General features: G+C 65.4%; 17 protein-coding genes. 9 read left to right on the top strand and 8 right to left on the bottom strand.

Going from position 1 to position 17982, the window contains the following annotated elements:
* Positions 1–7: 7 nt before the first annotated feature.
* From corA to QUG03_RS16725, 5 genes are all read left to right on the top strand, one after another.
* Complete coding sequence (gene corA / locus QUG03_RS16745; RefSeq protein WP_500820441.1) at positions 8–1087, top strand: magnesium/cobalt transporter CorA; 1080 nt, start codon at positions 8–10, stop codon at positions 1085–1087.
* A gap of 429 nt (positions 1088–1516) precedes the next feature.
* Positions 1517–2107: a fimbrial protein gene (locus tag QUG03_RS16740; protein ID WP_500820440.1), complete on the top strand. Its 591-nt coding sequence runs from the start codon at positions 1517–1519 to the stop codon at positions 2105–2107.
* Between the two features lie 179 nt (positions 2108–2286).
* On the top strand, positions 2287–3018 hold the full coding sequence (locus QUG03_RS16735) for a fimbrial biogenesis chaperone (protein WP_500820439.1): 732 nt from the start codon (positions 2287–2289) through the stop codon (positions 3016–3018).
* Positions 3019–3077: 59 nt separating this feature from the next.
* A complete protein-coding gene (locus QUG03_RS16730) occupies positions 3078–5618 on the top strand; it encodes a fimbria/pilus outer membrane usher protein (protein ID WP_500820438.1) in 2541 nt (846 codons plus the stop codon).
* Positions 5619–5917: 299 nt separating this feature from the next.
* Complete coding sequence (locus QUG03_RS16725) at positions 5918–6742, top strand: fimbrial protein (RefSeq protein ID WP_500820437.1); 825 nt, start codon at positions 5918–5920, stop codon at positions 6740–6742.
* Between the two features lie 9 nt (positions 6743–6751).
* Here QUG03_RS16725 and QUG03_RS16720 read toward each other — a convergent pair whose 3' ends face one another.
* Both QUG03_RS16720 and pncA read right to left on the bottom strand, forming a co-directional pair.
* Complete coding sequence (locus QUG03_RS16720) at positions 6752–7657, bottom strand: SAM hydrolase/SAM-dependent halogenase family protein (protein ID WP_500820436.1); 906 nt, start codon at positions 7655–7657, stop codon at positions 6752–6754.
* 207 nt (positions 7658–7864) lie between these two features.
* Positions 7865–8497, bottom strand: a complete 633-nt coding sequence (pncA, locus tag QUG03_RS16715) for a bifunctional nicotinamidase/pyrazinamidase (RefSeq protein ID WP_107798444.1) — start codon at positions 8495–8497, stop codon at positions 7865–7867.
* A gap of 142 nt (positions 8498–8639) precedes the next feature.
* On the opposite strand from pncA, the gene QUG03_RS16710 reads away from it, so the two are divergent.
* The 4 genes from QUG03_RS16710 (at position 8640) to QUG03_RS16695 (ending at position 12059) form a co-directional block, all read left to right on the top strand.
* Positions 8640–10997 (top strand): heavy metal translocating P-type ATPase, encoded by a 2358-nt coding sequence (locus QUG03_RS16710; RefSeq protein WP_500820435.1) that lies wholly within the window; start codon positions 8640–8642, stop codon positions 10995–10997.
* A 47-nt stretch (positions 10998–11044) separates the two neighbouring features.
* Entirely contained in the window at positions 11045–11254 is a 210-nt protein-coding gene (locus QUG03_RS16705) for a heavy-metal-associated domain-containing protein (RefSeq protein WP_500820433.1), read from the top strand.
* A 140-nt stretch (positions 11255–11394) separates the two neighbouring features.
* On the top strand, positions 11395–11703 hold the full coding sequence (locus QUG03_RS16700; protein WP_107798447.1) for a type II toxin-antitoxin system HigB family toxin: 309 nt from the start codon (positions 11395–11397) through the stop codon (positions 11701–11703).
* Positions 11700–12059, top strand: a complete 360-nt coding sequence (locus QUG03_RS16695; protein ID WP_107798448.1) for a helix-turn-helix domain-containing protein — start codon at positions 11700–11702, stop codon at positions 12057–12059. Before QUG03_RS16700 ends, QUG03_RS16695 begins: the two co-directional genes overlap by 4 nt.
* A 43-nt stretch (positions 12060–12102) precedes the next feature.
* On the opposite strand, the gene QUG03_RS16690 is transcribed toward QUG03_RS16695, so the two are convergent.
* The 6 genes from QUG03_RS16690 to QUG03_RS16665 all read right to left on the bottom strand — a co-directional run bounded on the left by QUG03_RS16690 (position 12103) and on the right by QUG03_RS16665 (position 17846).
* On the bottom strand, positions 12103–12423 hold the full coding sequence (locus tag QUG03_RS16690; protein ID WP_107798449.1) for a DUF190 domain-containing protein: 321 nt from the start codon (positions 12421–12423) through the stop codon (positions 12103–12105).
* A gap of 18 nt (positions 12424–12441) precedes the next feature.
* Entirely contained in the window at positions 12442–13209 is a 768-nt protein-coding gene (locus QUG03_RS16685) for a 3',5'-cyclic-nucleotide phosphodiesterase (protein ID WP_500820432.1), read from the bottom strand.
* Positions 13210–13376: 167 nt separating this feature from the next.
* Positions 13377–15269 (bottom strand): M14 family metallopeptidase, encoded by a 1893-nt coding sequence (locus tag QUG03_RS16680; protein WP_500820431.1) that lies wholly within the window; start codon positions 15267–15269, stop codon positions 13377–13379.
* A gap of 231 nt (positions 15270–15500) precedes the next feature.
* Entirely contained in the window at positions 15501–16205 is a 705-nt protein-coding gene (locus QUG03_RS16675) for an amino acid ABC transporter permease (protein WP_233246649.1), read from the bottom strand.
* The gene (locus QUG03_RS16670) at positions 16187–16927 is read right to left on the bottom strand and encodes an ABC transporter permease subunit (protein WP_253314845.1); all 741 of its coding nucleotides are present in this window, start codon (positions 16925–16927) and stop codon (positions 16187–16189) included. Before QUG03_RS16670 ends, QUG03_RS16675 begins: the two co-directional genes overlap by 19 nt.
* A gap of 115 nt (positions 16928–17042) precedes the next feature.
* Complete coding sequence (locus QUG03_RS16665) at positions 17043–17846, bottom strand: ABC transporter substrate-binding protein (protein ID WP_107798453.1); 804 nt, start codon at positions 17844–17846, stop codon at positions 17043–17045.
* Positions 17847–17982: the final 136 nt, after the last annotated feature.

The following is a 17982-nucleotide window of genomic DNA, read 5'->3' as shown; positions in this document are numbered from 1 at the left end:
TCCGCCCATGCGCCACGCCACGCTGAAAAAACGCATTCCCACGCTGGGCGAGGCGCCCGGCACCCTGCTGTCGGTGGGCGAGGCGAAATTGCCGGAAGCCTCGATCTCGCTGTTCGAATACGGCCCGGAGCAATTGCAGGAAACCGTGTTCCAGACCGTGGCCGAGGGCCTGGCCCACCAGCCCGGCGGCGGCGTCTTGTGGCTCAACGTCTACGGCCTGCACCAGCCCGAGGTGATGCGCGCCATCGGCCAGCGCTTTGGCCTGCATTCCCTGGTGCTGGAAGACATCATGAACGCGCGCCAGCGGCCCAAGGTGGAGGACTACGGCGATTATTTGTTCGTCGCCAGCCGGGTGTTCGATTACCACCAGCACAGTGAAAACGGCGCCGGGCGCTTGTTGTCCGATCAGATCTATCTGGTCATCGGCCGCCGTTTCGTGCTGAGCTTTCAGGAGCGCCCCACCGGCGTGTTCGAGGAGGTGCGGGAACGGCTGCGCCGCGGACGCGGCCTGCTGCGCCACAAGGACGCCGACTACCTGGGCTATTCCTTGCTGGACGCGATGATAGACGACTACTTCGGCGTGCTCACCGAGTTCAACGAAAAAGTGGAGCGCATGGACACCATGCTGCTGCGCGGACGCGATCAGGGCGTTTTGCTGCAGATCCAGAGGCTGAAGCGCGATTGCCTGAAGCTGCGCCGCGCGCTGATGCCGATGCGGGAAATGCTGATTTCGCTGAACCGCGGCGAGCATGGCTTTTTCAAGCCGGAGACCTTGGTCTATCTGCGCGACGCTTACGATCACACCATGCATGTGATCGAATCGCTGGAGATGTCGCGCGAGATGGTGGGCGACATGCTGGACCTCTACCTGTCCACCCAGTCCCATCGGCTCAACCTGCAAATGCGGGTGCTCACCGTCTTGACCATGATCTTCATGCCGCTGACGCTGATCGCAGGCATCTACGGCATGAACTTCGAATACATGCCGGAGCTGAAATGGCATTACGGCTATCACCTGGTGCTGTTGGCGATGCTGGGCATCGCCGGCGGGCTGGGGTGGTTGTTCTGGAAGCGGCGCTGGCTCTGAGACGCGGTCCCGCCTAGGCTGGACCAGCCCAGCGTATTCCCTGAGAAACGGCAGACGCCTGTACGGCGGCTGCCGTTTTTTTTCCGCCCGCGCGTTACGCACTTGAAAAGCGCGGCGAGTCCTCTTTCGGCCCAGCTTGCCTTGGGGTTTTCTCCTTCCCCTGAGGGGGATTTATTTTTGTATGGAGTTTCCCAATAAAAATCCATTAATTTCGCATATTAATATTATGCGATTTTAAGATGATTACCTTATGGTTAGCATTTCATATAACCATATGACAATAAAATAGGATAAATCCTATATTTCATAAGTATTTGAAAACCTAAAATCCTCTTCAGATTGTTTGACAATCTTGGCGTTGGCGTGTTTTCGCCATTCGAACGTCGCAGGCTTTGGTCTGCGGCTTTTTCAATCTGAGGGAGGTTTTGCATGAAATTGTTAAACAGCAAGCAAGGGAAATTCGTTGTGGCGGCGCTGGCCGCCTTTGCCGTCAGTCCGGTCTTTGCCGATACCCTTTCCGGCCAGATCGACTTTACCGGCCGAGTGATTTCCGATTCTTGCCGGCTCAGCTCGCCCAATGGCGACGCCAACAGCATCAAGGTGGACATGGGCACGGTGTCGGTGGAGGACATCGGCACGCTGGCCAATCCCAAGTTCACCGGCGCCGGCAGCCGGCAGGTGAACTTCAACATCATTTGCAAAACCGCCAGCAAAGTGACGATGAAGCTGGCCGGCGCGGCGCCGGAAGTGATGAGCGGCAACAACATCCTGCGCGTCAACAACGGCACCTCGTCTCCGGGCTTTGCCCGGGGCGTCGGCATCGCGGTGTTCGACAGCGCCGCGGTGGCCAACCCCTCCGCCTACAACCTGACCAGCGGCGTTCTCTTGCAAGAGGACCAGCCGGGTCAGCCCGATGATATCCGTCGCGTCAGTTTCGCCGCCGCCTATGTCGGCTCCGGCGGGGCCATGTCGCCCGGCATCGCCAACGCCAGCCTGCCGTTTACCCTGACTTACGACTAAAGCGCCGGCGCGGCGTCGTCAGGCGTCCGCGCCATGCCGCGGCGCGGGACTGGCCGCGCCGCGGGCTCTCCTGAACAGGCTCTGCCAGGACGACGGCGCGCCGTCCTCCCTTTCCTCATCGCGTTCCCGGCCGCGTCAGCCGCCTTGGGACCATTGTTGGATATCTCGTGGCCTCACTCATGAAAATCATTCTGTTCCTCTCCCTGGCCTTGCTCATCAGTCCGGTTTGGGCCGGCATCGCGCTTAACGGCACCCGCGTCATCTTTGACGGCAATGACAAGGAGGCCTCCATCATCGTCAGCAATCTGGGCGAGGAGATCCTGGTCCAGTCCTGGCTGGAGTCGGCGGAAGGCCAGCCGGACGAACTGCCGTTCGCGGTGACGCCTCCGCTGGCGCGCTTGCCGCTTAAACAGCAGCAGTTGCTGCGGGTGTTGTACGAGGGCGCCGGAGCGGCGCTCGACCGGGAGTCGGTATTTTGGCTGAACGTGCAGGAAATCCCCCAGGCGGCGCGCGGAGACAATGTGCTGCAACTGGCGGTGCGCCAGCGCGTCAAGGTGTTCTTCCGGCCTCAGGGGCTGGGCAGCGACGCCGCCTTGCAAGCGCCGGAAGGCTTGCGCTGGAGCCTGCTCCAGGCCGACGGCAGGCCGGCCTTGCGCGTGGATAACCCCAGCCGCTATCACGTGACGGTGGTGGACTTGACGCTCAAGGCCGGCGCCGGAGCGCAGGAGCTGGCGAGCGCCTATATGGTGGCGCCGGGCGGCAGCGGGCAATGGCCGCTGAAACCGTCCGCCGCCGGCAGCGCGCAACTGCGCTACGGCATCATCAACGACTTCGGCGGGCTTGTGGAGTACGAGGTCGCGCTCGAAGCCGGCCGGGAAGGCCGCCCTCAGCAGCGCCCCCAGGAACCTTGACCATGTCGCTTCCATCTTCCTCGGCCATCTGCCGGATCCCCTCCGTATAAAGCCCAATCATGCGCATACGTCCAAATCGTCAGCCCTGGAATAAAACCTCGATCCGACGCCGTTCCGCGCTGAAGCCCGGCTGCCTGGCCCTGTTGATGGCGCTGGCGGAACTGGCCCGGGCGGAGGCGGCGGAAGGAGAGGCGCAGTCCGCGCCTGTCTTGCTGGCCTTCAACACCAACTTCATCAACGGCTCCGGCCGGATGCCGGATTTGAGCGCGGTGCTCAGCGCCGGCAACGCCTTGCTGCCCGGCAACTATCGCGTGGACGTGCTGGTCAACGGCAATCTGACCGGCCGCCGCGACGTGCTGTTTCGCCAGGCGGCCAGCGGCAAGGTGGAAGCCTGCATCGACGCCGGTTTGCTGCAGGCGGCCGGCGTGCAGCTGCAAAGCCTGACGCCGCCCTTGTCCGCGGACGATCCGGCCTGCCTGGACCTGCCGGCGCTGATGGACCTGGCGGCGGCGGACTACGACGCCAATCGGCTGCAACTGAGCTTGAGCATTCCCCAGGCCTTTCTCAGCCGCGGCGCGCGCGGTTATATCGACCCGGCGCTCTGGGACGCCGGCGTGGCCGCCGCCTACGTCAACTACCAGTTCAACGGCAATGAGAGCCGCAGCAGCGAGCCGGGCGGGGTCAACCGCCGCAACGTCTTCCTTGGCCTGCAAAACGGCGTCAATCTGGGCGCTTGGCGTTTGCGCAACGACAGCACCTTCAACTGGGCCGACGGCCAGTCCATGAGCGCGCGCAGCAACCGCAGCGTGTTGCAGCGCGACTTGATTGGCTGGAAAAGCCAGCTGGCGCTGGGCGAGCAATACGCAGACTCCACCTTGTTCGACAGCGTGCGCTTCCGAGGCGCGCAGCTGGCCAGCGACGACGCGATGCTGCCGGACGGCGAGCGCGGCTACGCGCCGGTGGTGCGCGGCCAGGCGCAGAGCAACGCGGTGGTGGAAGTCCGCCAGAACGGCTATACGCTGTACCGCGCCAATGTGCCGCCGGGGCCGTTCGAGCTGAGCGATATTTTCCCGTCCGGCTCCAACGGCGATCTGGAAATCACCGTCACCGAGGCCGACGGCAGCAAGCGGGTGACGCAGCAGTCCTTCTCCAGCCTGCCCCTGATGCTGCGCAAGGGCCGTTGGCGCTACAGCGCCGCCTTCGGCGAGTATCAGGGCAGCCAGGACGTGCATCCCAGTTTCGCCGCCGGCACGCTGGTCTACGGCGCGGGCGACGACAGCACGGTGGCGGCGGGCTTCCAGCTCACATCGAATTTTCAGGCCGTCAACCTGGGCGTGGGCGCCAACACCCCGCTGGGCGCGCTGTCCTTGGACTTCACCCAGTCCAACAGCCGGGTCAGGGGCGCGCGGCGGCAAGGGCAGAGCTTGAGACTGCTTTACGCCAAAACCTTTACCCGCACCCTGACCAACCTGACGCTGGCCGCGTATCGCTATTCGACCTCCGGCTATCGCAGTTTCAACGACCACGCCAACGATCTCGCCGGCAATAGCCAGGGACAGTTCGGCCGCAGCCGCTCGCGTATCGATCTGAGCACCCAGCAGGACCTGGGCCGCGAGCGGCGTTTCGGCAGCCTGTATCTGAATCTGAGCCAGCAAAGCTACTGGGGACAGAACGGCAGCAGCGGCAGCGTGGGCCTGGGCTACGGCAACAACTGGAAACTGCTGGGCTACAACTTCACCTTGAGCCGGAGCCGCGACAGCCGGCCCGGCGGCGTCAGCAGCAACCAGGTGATGCTGACCTTTACCGTGCCGCTGGGGCCCAAGCCGCGCTCGCCGCGGATGTACGCCAACCTGAGCCACACCTCCGGCAACGGCTCCACGCTGCAAACCGGGGTCAGCGGCCATCTGGGCGAGAACACCAGCTATTCCGTGCAGCTTGGCCATGCCGGGCGCAACGGCAGCACCTCGGGCGGGCTCAGCGTCAACCACAACGCCGATTTCGTGCAATTGAGCGCGGCCTACAACGCGGCGCGTCATTACCAGTCCGCCAGCGTCGGCCTGTCCGGCGCCATTGTCGCCCATGGCGGCGGCGTCAACCTGAGTCGTCCGGTGGGCGACACTTTCGCGCTCTTGCAAGTGGACGGCGTGACCGGACCGGCGCTGCGCACCGGCAACGGCGGCGAACTGGGGCGCAACGGCTACGCGGTGCAACCCTACGCGCAGCCCTACCGCGTCAACACCCTGAGCCTGGACACCCGGCAGCTGGGGGCCGACGTGGAACTGGACGACACGGTCAAGCTGGTGGTGCCGCGGCGCGGCGCCGTGGTCAAGGGCGTGTTCAAGGCCAGAAGCGGCCAGCGCGCCCAGTTCACCCTGCTGCGGCAGGACGGTGCTCCGGCGCCGTTTGGCGCCAGCGTGGAGGACGCCGACGGCAAACCGCTGGGCATCGTCGACCCCAGGGGCAAGGTGCTGGCCTTGCTGAAGCGGGAGACCGGCCGGCTGACGGTGAAATGGCGGGGAGGCCAGTGTACGGCCGATTACCGGCTGCCGCCGGCCAAGGCCGGCCGCTATTACCAGCGGCGGACGCTGAACTGCGGCTAGTTTGCGGGAGCGGGCCGACTTTGCAATATGATCGAGTGGAGCATCAGCGAATGAAGCACATCAAAATCCGGCGGAGCATCGGCGTCATGCTGCTGAGCTTCCTGCTTGGAGGCATGGCCAATGCGGGGCCTTGCGAGCCTACAGGCTCGGTTCCCCGGTTCAGTTTCGCGTTTAACCGGACTTTTACCTCGCCGGATGACAATGCGGCGGGGGCCTTGTACCCGAACGCCCATAGATGGGAGTTGGGCGATACTTATGTGGCGCGCTGCGCTTGTGCCGGGGCGGAGACACCTTTCAAGGTGTTCTACACCACCAGGACCGAGCTGCCCAAGGGGGAGCGCAGAACGGTCAATGGCGTGCCGTTGCAGTTCTATGTCTTGAACCGCAATCTGCAAGTGGGGGTGGAGGTCTTTCTCGCCGGGGAGGTTCGACAGTATAAAGCGGTGCCGTGGGACAGTTTGAGCAATGAGATGACTGGTCAGCGGCGCTGTAGAAACGGCGAGTCAATCGACTCGCGGCCCTTTGAGACCGGCAGCCGGGGGCGAGTGCATTTGCTGATCAGCCGCCCGTTTGTCGGCACTTTGAATGTGCCTGAATTCAAAGTGCTGGATGTGTTCGGCGTGCAAGGTTACGCCACTGCGCCGGGCAGCGTCCCCATGGTCAGCTTGTTCATGAGCATGGGCGTGACGGTGCCGCAGAACTGCAAGCTGGCCGCGGGGCAGCAAACCACTATCGATTTCGGCCCCTTGATCGCCGGGCAATTGGCCCGTTCCGGCGCGGCCAGGCAAAGCGCGGTGAGCCGCACTTTCCAGATTCAATGCACCAATATCTCCGCCGGGGTCAAGATCAATCTGGCGCTGGAAGGACGGCCGCACGGCCGGGACGCGCGCTATCTGGAAACCACGCATCAGAACGTGGCGGTGGCGATGGAGAGCGCCGGCAAGCTGGTGCCGCCCAGCCTGCCTGGCGGGACGCCGGCCGGCGGGCAATTGATTCCGATCGCGCTGGATTACGACAATCTGCGCGCCTTGTTCGGCTTGACCGCCTGGCCGGTCAAGATGGTGGAGAACCCGACGCCGGGCGGGTTCCAGGGCAGCGCCACTTTGAAATTCGATTTCGAGTAGCGGCGGCGTTCAGGGCCGGCTCAGCTCCACCGACCACTCCGGTCCGGAGCCGATGCCGCGCTTGGCGGCGTAGTTGTCCATATTCAGCGCCAGCGACACGTCCAGCAGGCTGTTCAGATAGACCAGCGGCTGGCCGCTGGGCACTTCGCCGAAGGTGCGGCGATAAGGCGCCACCACCTCGTCCACCGGCTTGCCCTGCTTGAAGATGCGCACTTTCACCGCGTCGCCGGGGCGGAAGCCCTGGGCTTCGAACAAGGTTTTGGGGATATTGGTCCACACATTGCCGTATTGCGGGTCCAGCACCGGGATCATGCCCTTGAGCCGTCCATTGGCGGCTTCCGCGCGCTGATAGGACAGCTTGACCACGGCGGATGCCGGCAGCGACGGGCCCACGTCCTCGAAACGGATCTTGCCGGCGGCCAGCCGCGCGCCGGTGTAGGCGTAGACGTCGCGGCCATGGAAGGTGTAGGAGTCGGCCGAACCCTGCAAGCGGTTGGTTTTCTCGTCTATGCGGCGCAGTTCGGCCACGCCGTCGCGTTCAGCGATCAAGGTCAGCAGGCCGTTGTTGGGATTGACGAAGTAGCGGCCGTCCCGTGTTTTCAGCACCACGGACTGGCGCTCGGTGCCGACGCCCGGGTCCACCACCGACACGAACACCGTGCCCTTGGGCCAGTAGTTGGCGGTCTGGTACAGCCGGTAGGCGCCGCTCCAGATATCGTAATCGGGGATCTCGTGGGTCAGGTCGGACAGCGTCAGCTTGGGGTCCACCGAGTAGGCGACGCCGCGCATCGCCGACACCGCGCCGTCCTTGAGGCCGAAGTCCGTCATCAGCACCAGTGGCGCGTCCGCGCGCGCCAGCCCGGCCAGCAGCAGGCCGGCGGCCAGCCAGAGGCGGGCGTGTTGGAATAGCTTCATTCTTTTTCTCCTAAGTGTTTTTGTTTCCAGGCGCCTGCCAGCGCCGGGCTTGCTTAGCATCTGCCCACGATCTCGCGAGCCAGAGCGAGACAAGGCGTTGCGGCTGAAGAAGCGGAATGTACATACGGTACATGAGCATTCTGAAGGCGGTTTCAACGCCCTTGTCTAAGCAATCCCGCCGACGCGCAGCAGATCGTAAACAGCTTCTTACACCTCGTCCGAGCGCAGCCTCTGCACGCCGGCGGCCAGCATCTGCGCCCAGGCGCTACTCAGCGAGCCGTTCAGATTGATGCCGCGGCAGGCGTCGTCCACCACCGTGGTTTCCAGGCCGGCGGCGCGCGCGTCCAGCGCGCTCCAGGCCACGCAGTAGTCGGTGGCGAGCCCGGCCAGCCATACCCGCTTGACGCCGCGCTCGGCCAGGTAGCCGGCCAGGCCGGTGGGGGTTTGGCGATCCGCTTCGACAAAGGCGGAATAGCTGTCCAGAGCCGGGTTGCAGCCCTTGCGGATGATCAGTTGGGCCTGGCTGGTGTCCAGCTCCGGGTGGAATGCCGCGCCATGGCTGCCGGCCACGCAGTGATCCGGCCACAGCGTCTGCTCGCCATACGGCAGCTGGATGCTGTCGAAAGGCTGCTTGCCGGCATGCTGGCTGGCGAAGGACACATGTTTGGCCGGGTGCCAGTCTTGGGTCAGGATCACCCGGTTGAAGAACTGCATCATGTGGTTGATCAGCGGCACGACCTGATCGCCGTCGGCCACCGCCAGTTCGCCGCCGGGACAAAAACTGTTTTGCACGTCCACCACGATCAAGGCGCAATCGTCGCCGTAGCGTTTCAGGGGCATAGCGTTTTCCTGCAAGGGTTCTCAGCCTATCTTGTTACCACGCGGCCGCCGGCGTGGTAAAGCCCGCCACGGTGACAAGAGTGAAAAAAGGGTTTGCCACAAATACCCTGTGGGGGTATATAATTCGGCTCAGGAGGTCATCATGACAGCAAGCACCGTGGATTTGCCGATTGAGGGCATGAGTTGCGCGGCCTGCGCCGCCAGGATTGAAAAACAGTTGAACCGGCTGGACGGGGTGGAGGCGGCGGTCAACTTCGCCAGCGAATCGGCCAAGGTCTCGTTCGACCCGGTCAAAACCCCGCCGCAAACCTTGGTGGACACCATCGCCAAGACCGGTTTCGCCGTGCCGCGCCGGCAGGCGGAACTGGACATCCAGGGCATGACCTGCGCCGCCTGCGCCGGCCGCATCGAGAAGGTGCTGAACCGGTTGCCGGGCGTATCCGCCCAGGTCAACTTCGCCAGCGAGAGCGCGCGCGTCGATTACGTGGCTGGGCTGGCCGACGAGGCGGCGCTGATCGCCGCGGTCAGCCGCGCCGGCTACCAGGCCGCGCCCAAAGCCGGGCCGGGCGACGACACCCTGGCCGCCGAGCATGCGCGCCGCTACCGGCGCGAGCGGCTGTGGTTCGCGTTTTCCGCTCTGTTGACGCTGCCTTTCGTCATTGAAATGGCGGCGATGTTCAGCGGCGGCCACCATGGCTGGCTGCCGCGTTACTGGCAGCTGGCTTTGGCCACGCCGGTGCAGTTCGTCGTTGGCTGGCGTTTCTACAAGGGCGCCTGGGCGGCGCTGCGCGGCGGCGGCGCCAATATGGACGTGCTGGTGGCTCTGGGCACCAGCATGGCCTGGCTGTTGTCGGCGGCGGTGACGTTGTTGGGCCTGGAGGACCAGCATATTTATTTTGAAGCCAGCGCCTCGGTGATCACCCTGGTGCTGCTGGGCAAGCTGCTGGAGGCGCGCGCCAAGGGCAAGACTTCGGCGGCGATCGAAGAGTTGATCCGGCTGGCGCCCAAGACCGCTCGCGTGGAGCGCGAGGACGGCCGGGTGGAAGAGGTGGCGGTCACCGCGCTGCGCCAGGGCGATGTGGTGGTGGTGCGCCACGGCGAAACCCTGCCGGTGGACGGCGAGGTGGTGGACGGCGCGGCGGCGCTGGACGAAAGCATGCTCACCGGCGAAAGCCTGCCGGTGGCCAAGCGGGTGGGCGACAGCGTCTACGCCGCCACCCGCAATCAGGACGGCATGCTTAAAGTGCGCGCCACCGGCGTGGGCGGCGACACCCAACTGGCCGAGATCGTGCGTCTGGTCAGCGCGGCCCAGGGCTCCAAGGCGCCGATCCAGCAATTGGCGGACGTGATTTCCGGCGTGTTCGTGCCGGTGGTGGTGGGCATCAGCCTGCTGACCTTCGTCGTCACCGGCCTGTGGCTGCAGGACTGGTCGGCGGCGCTGATCCACGCGGTGGCGGTGTTGGTGATCGCCTGCCCGTGCGCCTTGGGCCTGGCCACGCCGACGGCGGTGATGGTGGGCGTGGGCAACGGCGCGCGGCGCGGCATTCTGTTCCGCAACGCCACCGCGCTGGAACTGGCCAGCCAGGTGGGGGTGTTGCTGGTGGACAAGACCGGCACGCTGACCGAGGGCAAGCCGCAAGTGAAACAAGTGCTGCCCTTGGAGGCGGACGCGGACCTGGTGCTGCAACTGGCCGCCAGCGTGGAGGCCGGTTCGGAACACCCGCTGGCGCGCGCCATCCTGCAGCAGGCGCAGCAGCAGGGCCTACCCTTGCTGCCGGTCAGCGGCTTCGCGGCCCAGGTGGGGCAGGGGGTGCAGGCTGAGGTGGCCGGCCACGGCCTGGTGCGCGCCGGCGTGCCCGGCTGGCTGGGCGAGCAGGCGCTGTCCGCCGCCTTGCCCCTGCAGCAGGCGGGCAACACCGTGGTGGCGGTGGCGCGCGGCGAGGAGCTGCTGGGCCTGTTGGCGATCGCCGACCGCATCCGCCCCAGCTCGGCCCAGGCGGTGGCGCAGTTGCAGGCCATGGGCATACGGGTGGCGATGCTGACCGGCGACAACCCGGCCACTGCCGCCGGCATCGCCGCGGAAGCGGGCATCCGCGATTACCGCGCCGAGGTGAAGCCGCAGGACAAGGCGGCGGAGGTGCGGCGCTGGCAGGCGCAGGGTTTCAAGGTGGCGATGATGGGCGACGGCGTCAACGACGCGCCGGCGCTGGCCGCCGCCGACGTCAGCCTGGCGATGGGCGCCGGCTCGGACGTGGCGATCGAGGCCGCCGACATCACGCTGATGCACGGCGACCTGATGCACGCGGTGGACGCGATCCGGCTGTCGCGCGCCAGCCTGCGCAAAATCCGGCAGAATCTGCTGTTCGCCTTCATCTACAACGTGATGGGGATACCGCTGGCGGCGCTGGGCATGTTGAACCCGGTGATCGCCGGCGCGGCGATGGCGATGAGTTCGGTATCGGTGGTGAGTAATTCGCTGTTGTTGCGGCGCTGGAAATAGGGCGGCATCGGCGCTAGCGAAGTTTTGAATTTTTTCAGGAGAAAGCAATGTCCGAATTGATCATGAAAGTGGATGGCATGACCTGCCAGGGTTGCGTGAAAAGCGTCAGCGGCGTGCTCAGCGGCATGGCCGGCGTCAGCGAGGCCGAGGTCAGCCTGGAGGCCAAGCAGGCCAAGGTGATGTACGACGCGGAGATCGTGTCGCCGGAGGAGTTGGCGGCGGCGGTGGAGGACGCGGGTTTCGACGTGACGCGCTGAGCCTTAAACGGCGACGTAGCGAAACAGGGCATGGCTTGCGGGCCGTGCCCTGTTTCTTTGGGCGCCAGCATGTGGCCAAAGGATGCGGCCAGTCTTCTGCTTGGCTTGTTATGGTCCCGTATCGGGACTATCATGCAGCCATGAAGATCATCGCCACGCGCGCCTTGAAGACTTTTTGGGCGCTGCATCCCCCTGCCGAGCAAGCGCTGAAAGCGTGGGTGGATGAGGCGAGCCAGGCGTGCTGGACCTGTCCGCAAGACATCAAGGACCGTTACCGCAGCGCCAGCTTCGTCAGGGCCAATCGGGTGGTGTTCAATATCAAGGGCAATGACTACCGCTTGATCGTTGCCGTTGCTTACCGGGTGGGCATCGTCTACATCAAGTTCATCGGCACTCACGCTCAGTACGATGCCGTCGATGCCGCCACCGTGGAAATGGAGTCTCCATGAATATCCGTCCTATCCGCAGCGAAGCCGACTATCAGGCCGCGCTCAAGGAAATATCCGTACTGGTGGAGATGGACCCGGCGCTGGATTCGCCGGAAGGCGAGCGTCTGGACATTCTGGCCACGCTGGCCCAGTCCTATGAGGCCAAGCACTTTCCCATCGATTTGCCGGACCCGATCGAGGCGATCAAATTCCGTATGGAGCAGGGCGGTTTGACGGTGGCGGACATGCAGGTTTATCTGGGCAAGCGCAACCGCGTCTATGAAGTGTTGAATCGCAAGCGGCCGCTCAGCCTCGCGATGATCCGCCGCTTGCATGAAGGCTTGCATATTCCCGCCGAGGTGCTCATCCGCGGTTGATCGATTCGAACCGTCTTCCTTTCTGCTGAGACGGGGCAGGTTCTTATTCCTCCTCCCCCAGCACGCCGAACTCCACCGGCGTCTTCACGTAAAACACCTTGATACCGGCGGCGGCGAGCGCGGCCAGCAGTCGTTCGGCCTCGTCGGCGCTGAGCGCCAGCGTGACTTCCTCGGGCTGGTCCGCCAGTTCGAAGAAGTGAGCGGAATGCAGCCGGCGGTGGCGGCCGTAACCTTCGCTGGCGGCAAACAGCGTGGCGCCGCGGACGCCCATCCGCCGCGCCTGTTGCAGTATCCATTCCGCCAAGGGCAGGCCGTCGTGGCTGTGGCCCTGCTGAGTGAAGAAAGAGAGTTGATAGCCTTGCATGGCGCGGGTCTCCTGCGGCTACAGTTCGATCACCATGCCTTCGCGCAGCGGGCAGACGCGCAGGCCGTTGGGGTATTCCGAGCGCAGCTGTTCCAGCAGGTGCTCGCGGCAGCCGGGGTCGATGTGGCTGATCCACAGATGGGTGTTGGCCGGCAGCTGCGGCAGGAAGGGCAGCAGCAGCAAGGGCGTCATATGGCCTTGGCGCGCGGCCTCGCCCTGGCGTTCGTCGGTGTAGGTCAGTTCGCAGATCACGTCGGTCAGCGAGGGCACATTGGACACCCATTGCCAGAAAGCCGGGCAGGGGCCGCTGTCGCCGCTGAAGGCCAGTGCGCGCCAACTGCCTTCTATCAGCCAGCCCAGCGCCGGCACGCTGTGATTGGCCGGCAGCGCGGTGGCCAGGCCTTCGCCCAGCGGCAGCGCGTAGCCGGGTTCCACCGCCTGCAGCCGCAGCCAGGGCTGCTCGACGCTGGGCTGGCGGGTGTAGTCCGGCCACAGCTCGCCGTTGAACAGGTGGGCGCGCAGCGCGTCCAGGGTTTCCTGCTGGCTGTAAACGGTGAGGCCGGGCCCGCGGCGGCTGGCGTGGACGTCGGCCAGCAGCGGCAGGCAGCCGCAGTGATCGGCGTGGCTGTGGGTGAGCAGCACCTGACGGATGGACAGCATTTCGTCCGGGCGCAGGCTGGTGACGCCGGTGCCGCAGTCTATCAGGGTGTCCTCGTCGATCAGGAAACTGGTGGTGTGATGGGGATGGCCAATGCCGGCGGCGGCGCCGAGAATCTTGATGTGCATGGGTTTCTCCTGGTTGCGGCCGTTGACCGGCCTGGCCGGTCCGCCGCTGCAAACATGGAAACGATCTGCTGCCCGCCCCGCCTTGAGTGGGCGCCTGCGCCGTGAGGTCCGGCCGGCTTTAATCTATTCATTGTAGACAAGCCGGCGGACGCTTGCGCGGGACGGGATCAGCGCACGATGCCTACCGGGTAGAGGAAGCGGTTGCTGTCGGCGAACGGGGTCTGCTCATAGAACCAGTTAAGCCGGGCGTTGCGGTCCTTGGCGAACTTGGGGTCCTTGAGCCTGGCCTGGAAGGCTTGGCGCAGGGCCGGGCTTTCCGCCAGCATGCGCCGCGCCATCGGCTCCATCACATAGGCTTCCGGCGCTTCCGCCGAGGTGAGGTTGGCGTTGAAGAAGCCCCAGTGCAGGAAGGAGTCCGGGCTGGCGGGTTCCAGCAGCAGCATCGCCAGCGTGCCTAGCGGCTGTTGCGGGTCCACCACCACGGAACCGGCCGGATAGGTGACTTTGCGCTGCAGCGGGCTGGGCTTGCCGTCTATCAGCAAGCGGCCTTCATAGCCGGGGATCTTGTCGGCGGATTCGCGATCGGGCTCGAACGGGGTGCCCAGCTTGATGTCGTCCAGCCGGTAGACGGTGACGTCCAGGGTTTCCGGCCGGCTCAGTTCGCGTAGCTGGATGCCGTGGGCGCGCAGGCGGGCGATCACCTCATGCCATTGCGCCGGCACCACATAGGCCTTGGGCCGCGCGGCGATCAGGTCCGGCACGGTCAGCGGGGTGATGGGCAGGCGGTAGTCGCGCGGCTGATTGCTCCAGCGCATGATTTTGTCGCCGGTGACGGGGGAGGGCACTTTGTCGAATTTGACGCCCTTGAAGTCCACCAGCTTGGGCTTGCCCTCGGCCTCCTTCCAGGTCAGCGTCACCGGGTCCGGCCGCGCGGCGCGGTCCTTGGCGATGGCGGCGCGCAGGCCGTCGTAATGGCGGGCCACGCTGTCGAAGATGGCGCGGTAGAGCACGTAGTTGCCCAGCACTTGCTGCTTGTAGGGCTTGAGCGCGTGCAGTTCCACCAGGATGGCGGGGATGCCGCGCGCGTCCGCGTATTGGTTGGAGAAGCGCGCCAGATCGCTGTAATACGGGTAATAGCCCTTGTCGGGGTTCTCGTTGTCGTTCATCGAGATGCAGACATTGGGCTCGTGGCCGTTGCGGCGCAGTTCGCGGTAGACCTCGGGCGTCATCACCTGGTCCATCCAGCGGCTGGACGCGGGCGACCAGCCCTGGCCGTTATTGCAATAAGTGACGTCGTACTGGTAGTTGACGCCGTCGGTGCTGTGGGTGTCGATGAAGAAGTCCGGCTGGTAGTCGTTGAGCGCGCGCGCCACATTGCGGATTTCCGGGCTGTCCAGCTTGGTGAAGTCGCGGTTCAGATTGAGGTTGCGGCCGTTGACGCGCCAGCCGGTCTGTTCTGGCCCGTTCTGGTTGATGCGGCCGTATTTGCCGTAGCGCATGTCGCCGTCCACGTTGACGGTGGGGACGAAGAGCAGGTTGACCTTGGACAGCAGCGCGTCGTCGCGGATCAGCAGGTCGCGGATCAGCATCAGTCCGGCGTCCTTGCCGTTGGCTTCGCCGGGGTGGATGCCGGCTTGCACATAGATCAGCGGCTTGCCGCTGGCGCGCAGGCCCTGCGGCGATTTATCGGCGGCGGCGGATACCACCGCCATCATCATGTCGCGGCCCTGGTCGGTTTTTTCCGTCATCGGGCTGAGCTTGAGCAGCGCCGGCTTGGCGGCGGCCAGCTTTTGCAGGTAGGCGATGGTTTCCGGATAGGCCGGTGTGTGCTTGAAGCCGCTGGCTTCCAGCGGGGTGGCCCAGGCGTCGTCCGCCTTGGCGGCGAAGCGCTGGCTGTCGCCCTGCCAGGGGATGTCCGGCGGCAACACCCGCTGGCGCGCGGCGGACAGGTATTGGCTGTCGTCTACATAGTCCGGCGCGGCCGGCATGGCGTGCGCGGGCGGGCTGAGGTGCAGGGCGGCGAAGGCGGAAACGATGGCGAAGCGTAGCGGCAAGTGCATGATGATGATCCTGATTGTCCGAGACCGAAACAGGCTACGCCCGGCGGCCCGGCGGACGCACGGGCTGTTGAGAGGCGGCTTGACGCGGATCAAGCGCTTGCTCGCCGCGTTTCCCGCCGGAGCGCATCCAGTTCAAATCCAAAAGCCGGAGCCCCGCGCTACAGGACTCCGGCTCCTACTCTGTTCTGCTCGATGAGGTCGGCTCCAGCGCCGGGGCGGTTTTCCCCGGGCTCAGGCCCGGGCCGGCAGGCTCCAGCGCTTGTCGCTCCAGCGGCCCAGCAACTGCAGGCCGCCGCAGACCAGGAAATAAGCCAGCGCGATGAAGGCGAAAATCTCCAGCGGGTAGACCTGCTCGCGGTTGTTGACCTGGGTGGCGACGAAGGTGAATTCGGCCACGCCCACCACATAGGCCAGCGAGCTGTCCTTGATCAGGGTGATCCACTGATTGACGAAGGAGGGCAGCATCATGCGCAGCGCCTGCGGCAGCACGATCAGCCGCAGCGTCTGCCAGCGGTCCAGCCCCAGAGACAGTCCGGCCGCCCATTGGCCGGGGCCGATGGCGGCGATGCCGGCCTGCACCGACTGGCTCAGATAGGCGGCGTTGATCAGCGCCAGTGCCAGCACCACGGTGAGCACGCCGGGGATGTCCACGCCGAACAGGATGGGCAGTAGGAAATAGCACCAGAAGATCAGCATCAGCACCGGGATGGCGCGCAGCAGCGCCACCAGCGCGCCCAGCGCGCGGCGCGGGCCGGGCCCGCCCATCACCAGGGCGATGCCGCCGGCCAGGCCCAGCAGGCTGGCCAGCACGCCGGCGGCGGCGCTGATGGCCAGGGTCAGCAGCAGGCCGCCGGGCTCGCCGTTGGCCAGATTGCCCCACAGCAGATAATCGAGATTGTCCTGAATCACCGGCGGCATCATCGCGGCGCCCTCCATGCCGGCTCGCCGCGCTGGCTCAGCGCCTGGGTCAGCAACACCAGCAGCAGATAGGCGGCGGTGGCGACGGCGAAGGCCTGGAAGGCGAGCAGGGTTTCGGTTTCCACCTGACGCGAGGTGTAGGACAGCTCGGCCACGCCTATGGCCATCGCCAAGGAGGTGTTCTTCACCACCGCGGTGTATTGGCCGACCAAGGGCCGGCGCGCCAGCGCCCAGGCCTGCGGCAGCACCACCCAGCGGAATTCCTGCCAGCCGTTCATGCCCAGCGCGCGCGCGGCCTGGCGCTGGCCGGCGGCGACGCCGCGCAGCCCGGCCTGCAGTTCGCCGCAGATGAAGCTGGCGCTGTACAGGGTCAGGCCCACCAGCGCGGCCAGGAATTCGAAGGACGGCCACGGCAAGGCCAGACCGCCCGGCAAGGGCAGGCTGCGCGGGGTGTTCAGCCACAGCATGGCGGCTTCAGGCAGCAGGCCGGCCACGCCGAAATACCACAGCAGCAATTGCACCATCAGCGGAGTGTTGCGGTGCAAGCTGACCCAGAGGCCGACGCCGCGGCCGAGCGCGCGCCAGCGCGACTCCAGCGCCGCGGTCAGCAGCATGCCGAGCGCGGTGGCGGCGGCGCAGACCAGCAGGGCCAGCCAGCCGGTGAGCAGCGCGCCCTTGAGCAGCCAGCCCAGGTAGTGGGGCTCCAGCCAGTGGTGGCCGAGCCAGGAGGGGGGATTCATTGCTTGCTGTCCTGTATGGCGATTGCGCTCCGCCTTTCAGCGCCGGCGGCGTCTGAAATGGCGAAACCGCCGGGCGCGCCCGGCGGCTGGGGATACGGATGGGAAAACGCGGGTCTTAGCTGGCTTCGCCGATCTTGAAGTCCCTAGGCAGCGGTGCCTTGGTGGCCGGGCCGAACCACTGATTGTAGATCTTGGCGGCCTGGCCGGACTTCTCCAGCTCCAGCAGGCTGTCGTTCACCGCTTTCAGCAGACGCGCTTCGCCCTTGGGCAGGCCGATGGCCTGGTATTCGCGAGTCAGGGTGAACGGCGCCAGTTCGAACTTAGCCTTGTCCGGCGCATTGGCCAGCAAGGCGGCCAGCTTGGAGCCGTCCTGGCTGATGGCCTGGACGTTGCCGTTGCGCAGCGCGGTGAAGGCCAGCGGGGTGTCGTCGTAAGCCACCACGGTGGTTTTCGGGTATTTGTCGCGCAGATTCACTTCCTGGGTGGTGCCCTTGTCCACGCCCACGCGCAGGCCGGCCAGTTGTTCCGGCTTTTGCAGCGATCCCTTGCGGGCGATGAACTGCTGGCCGGAGGCGAAGTAGGGCAGGCTGAACGCCACTTGCTTCTTGCGCTCGTCGGTGACGGTGAAGTTGGCGGCCACCAGATCGGCCTTGCCGGACACCAAGAGCGGCACGCGGTTGGCCGGATTGGTGGGGATCAGGCTGAGTTTTACGCCCAGTTTCTTGGCGATGTGTTGGGCCACGTCCACGTCCAGGCCGGAAATCTGACGGGTCTTGGCGTCGAGGAAGCCGAAGGGCGGGTTGCTGTCGAAGGCGGCGACGCGCAGCACGCCGGCTTTCTTGATGTCGTCCAGGCGGTCGGCCCAGGCGGCGGTGGCGGTGGCGCTCAAGGCGATGGCCAATGCGATGGCGTGTTTCATGATGATGCCCCTAGTCTGAAGACGCACCGTGGGTTTCGATCGCGCCTGTTGGCGGCGCGGTTTCAGAAGATGCCGGCGCATCGTGATTCTGAGAAATTTTCTGCCATGGATAAACCCATGACATGCGATGAGCTGA

It is taken from the genome of Chromobacterium sp. CCUG 30098 (genome assembly GCF_059916605.1).
Note: the sequence above shows the minus strand (reverse complement) of the source record. Positions and strands in the feature narration are given on the sequence as shown.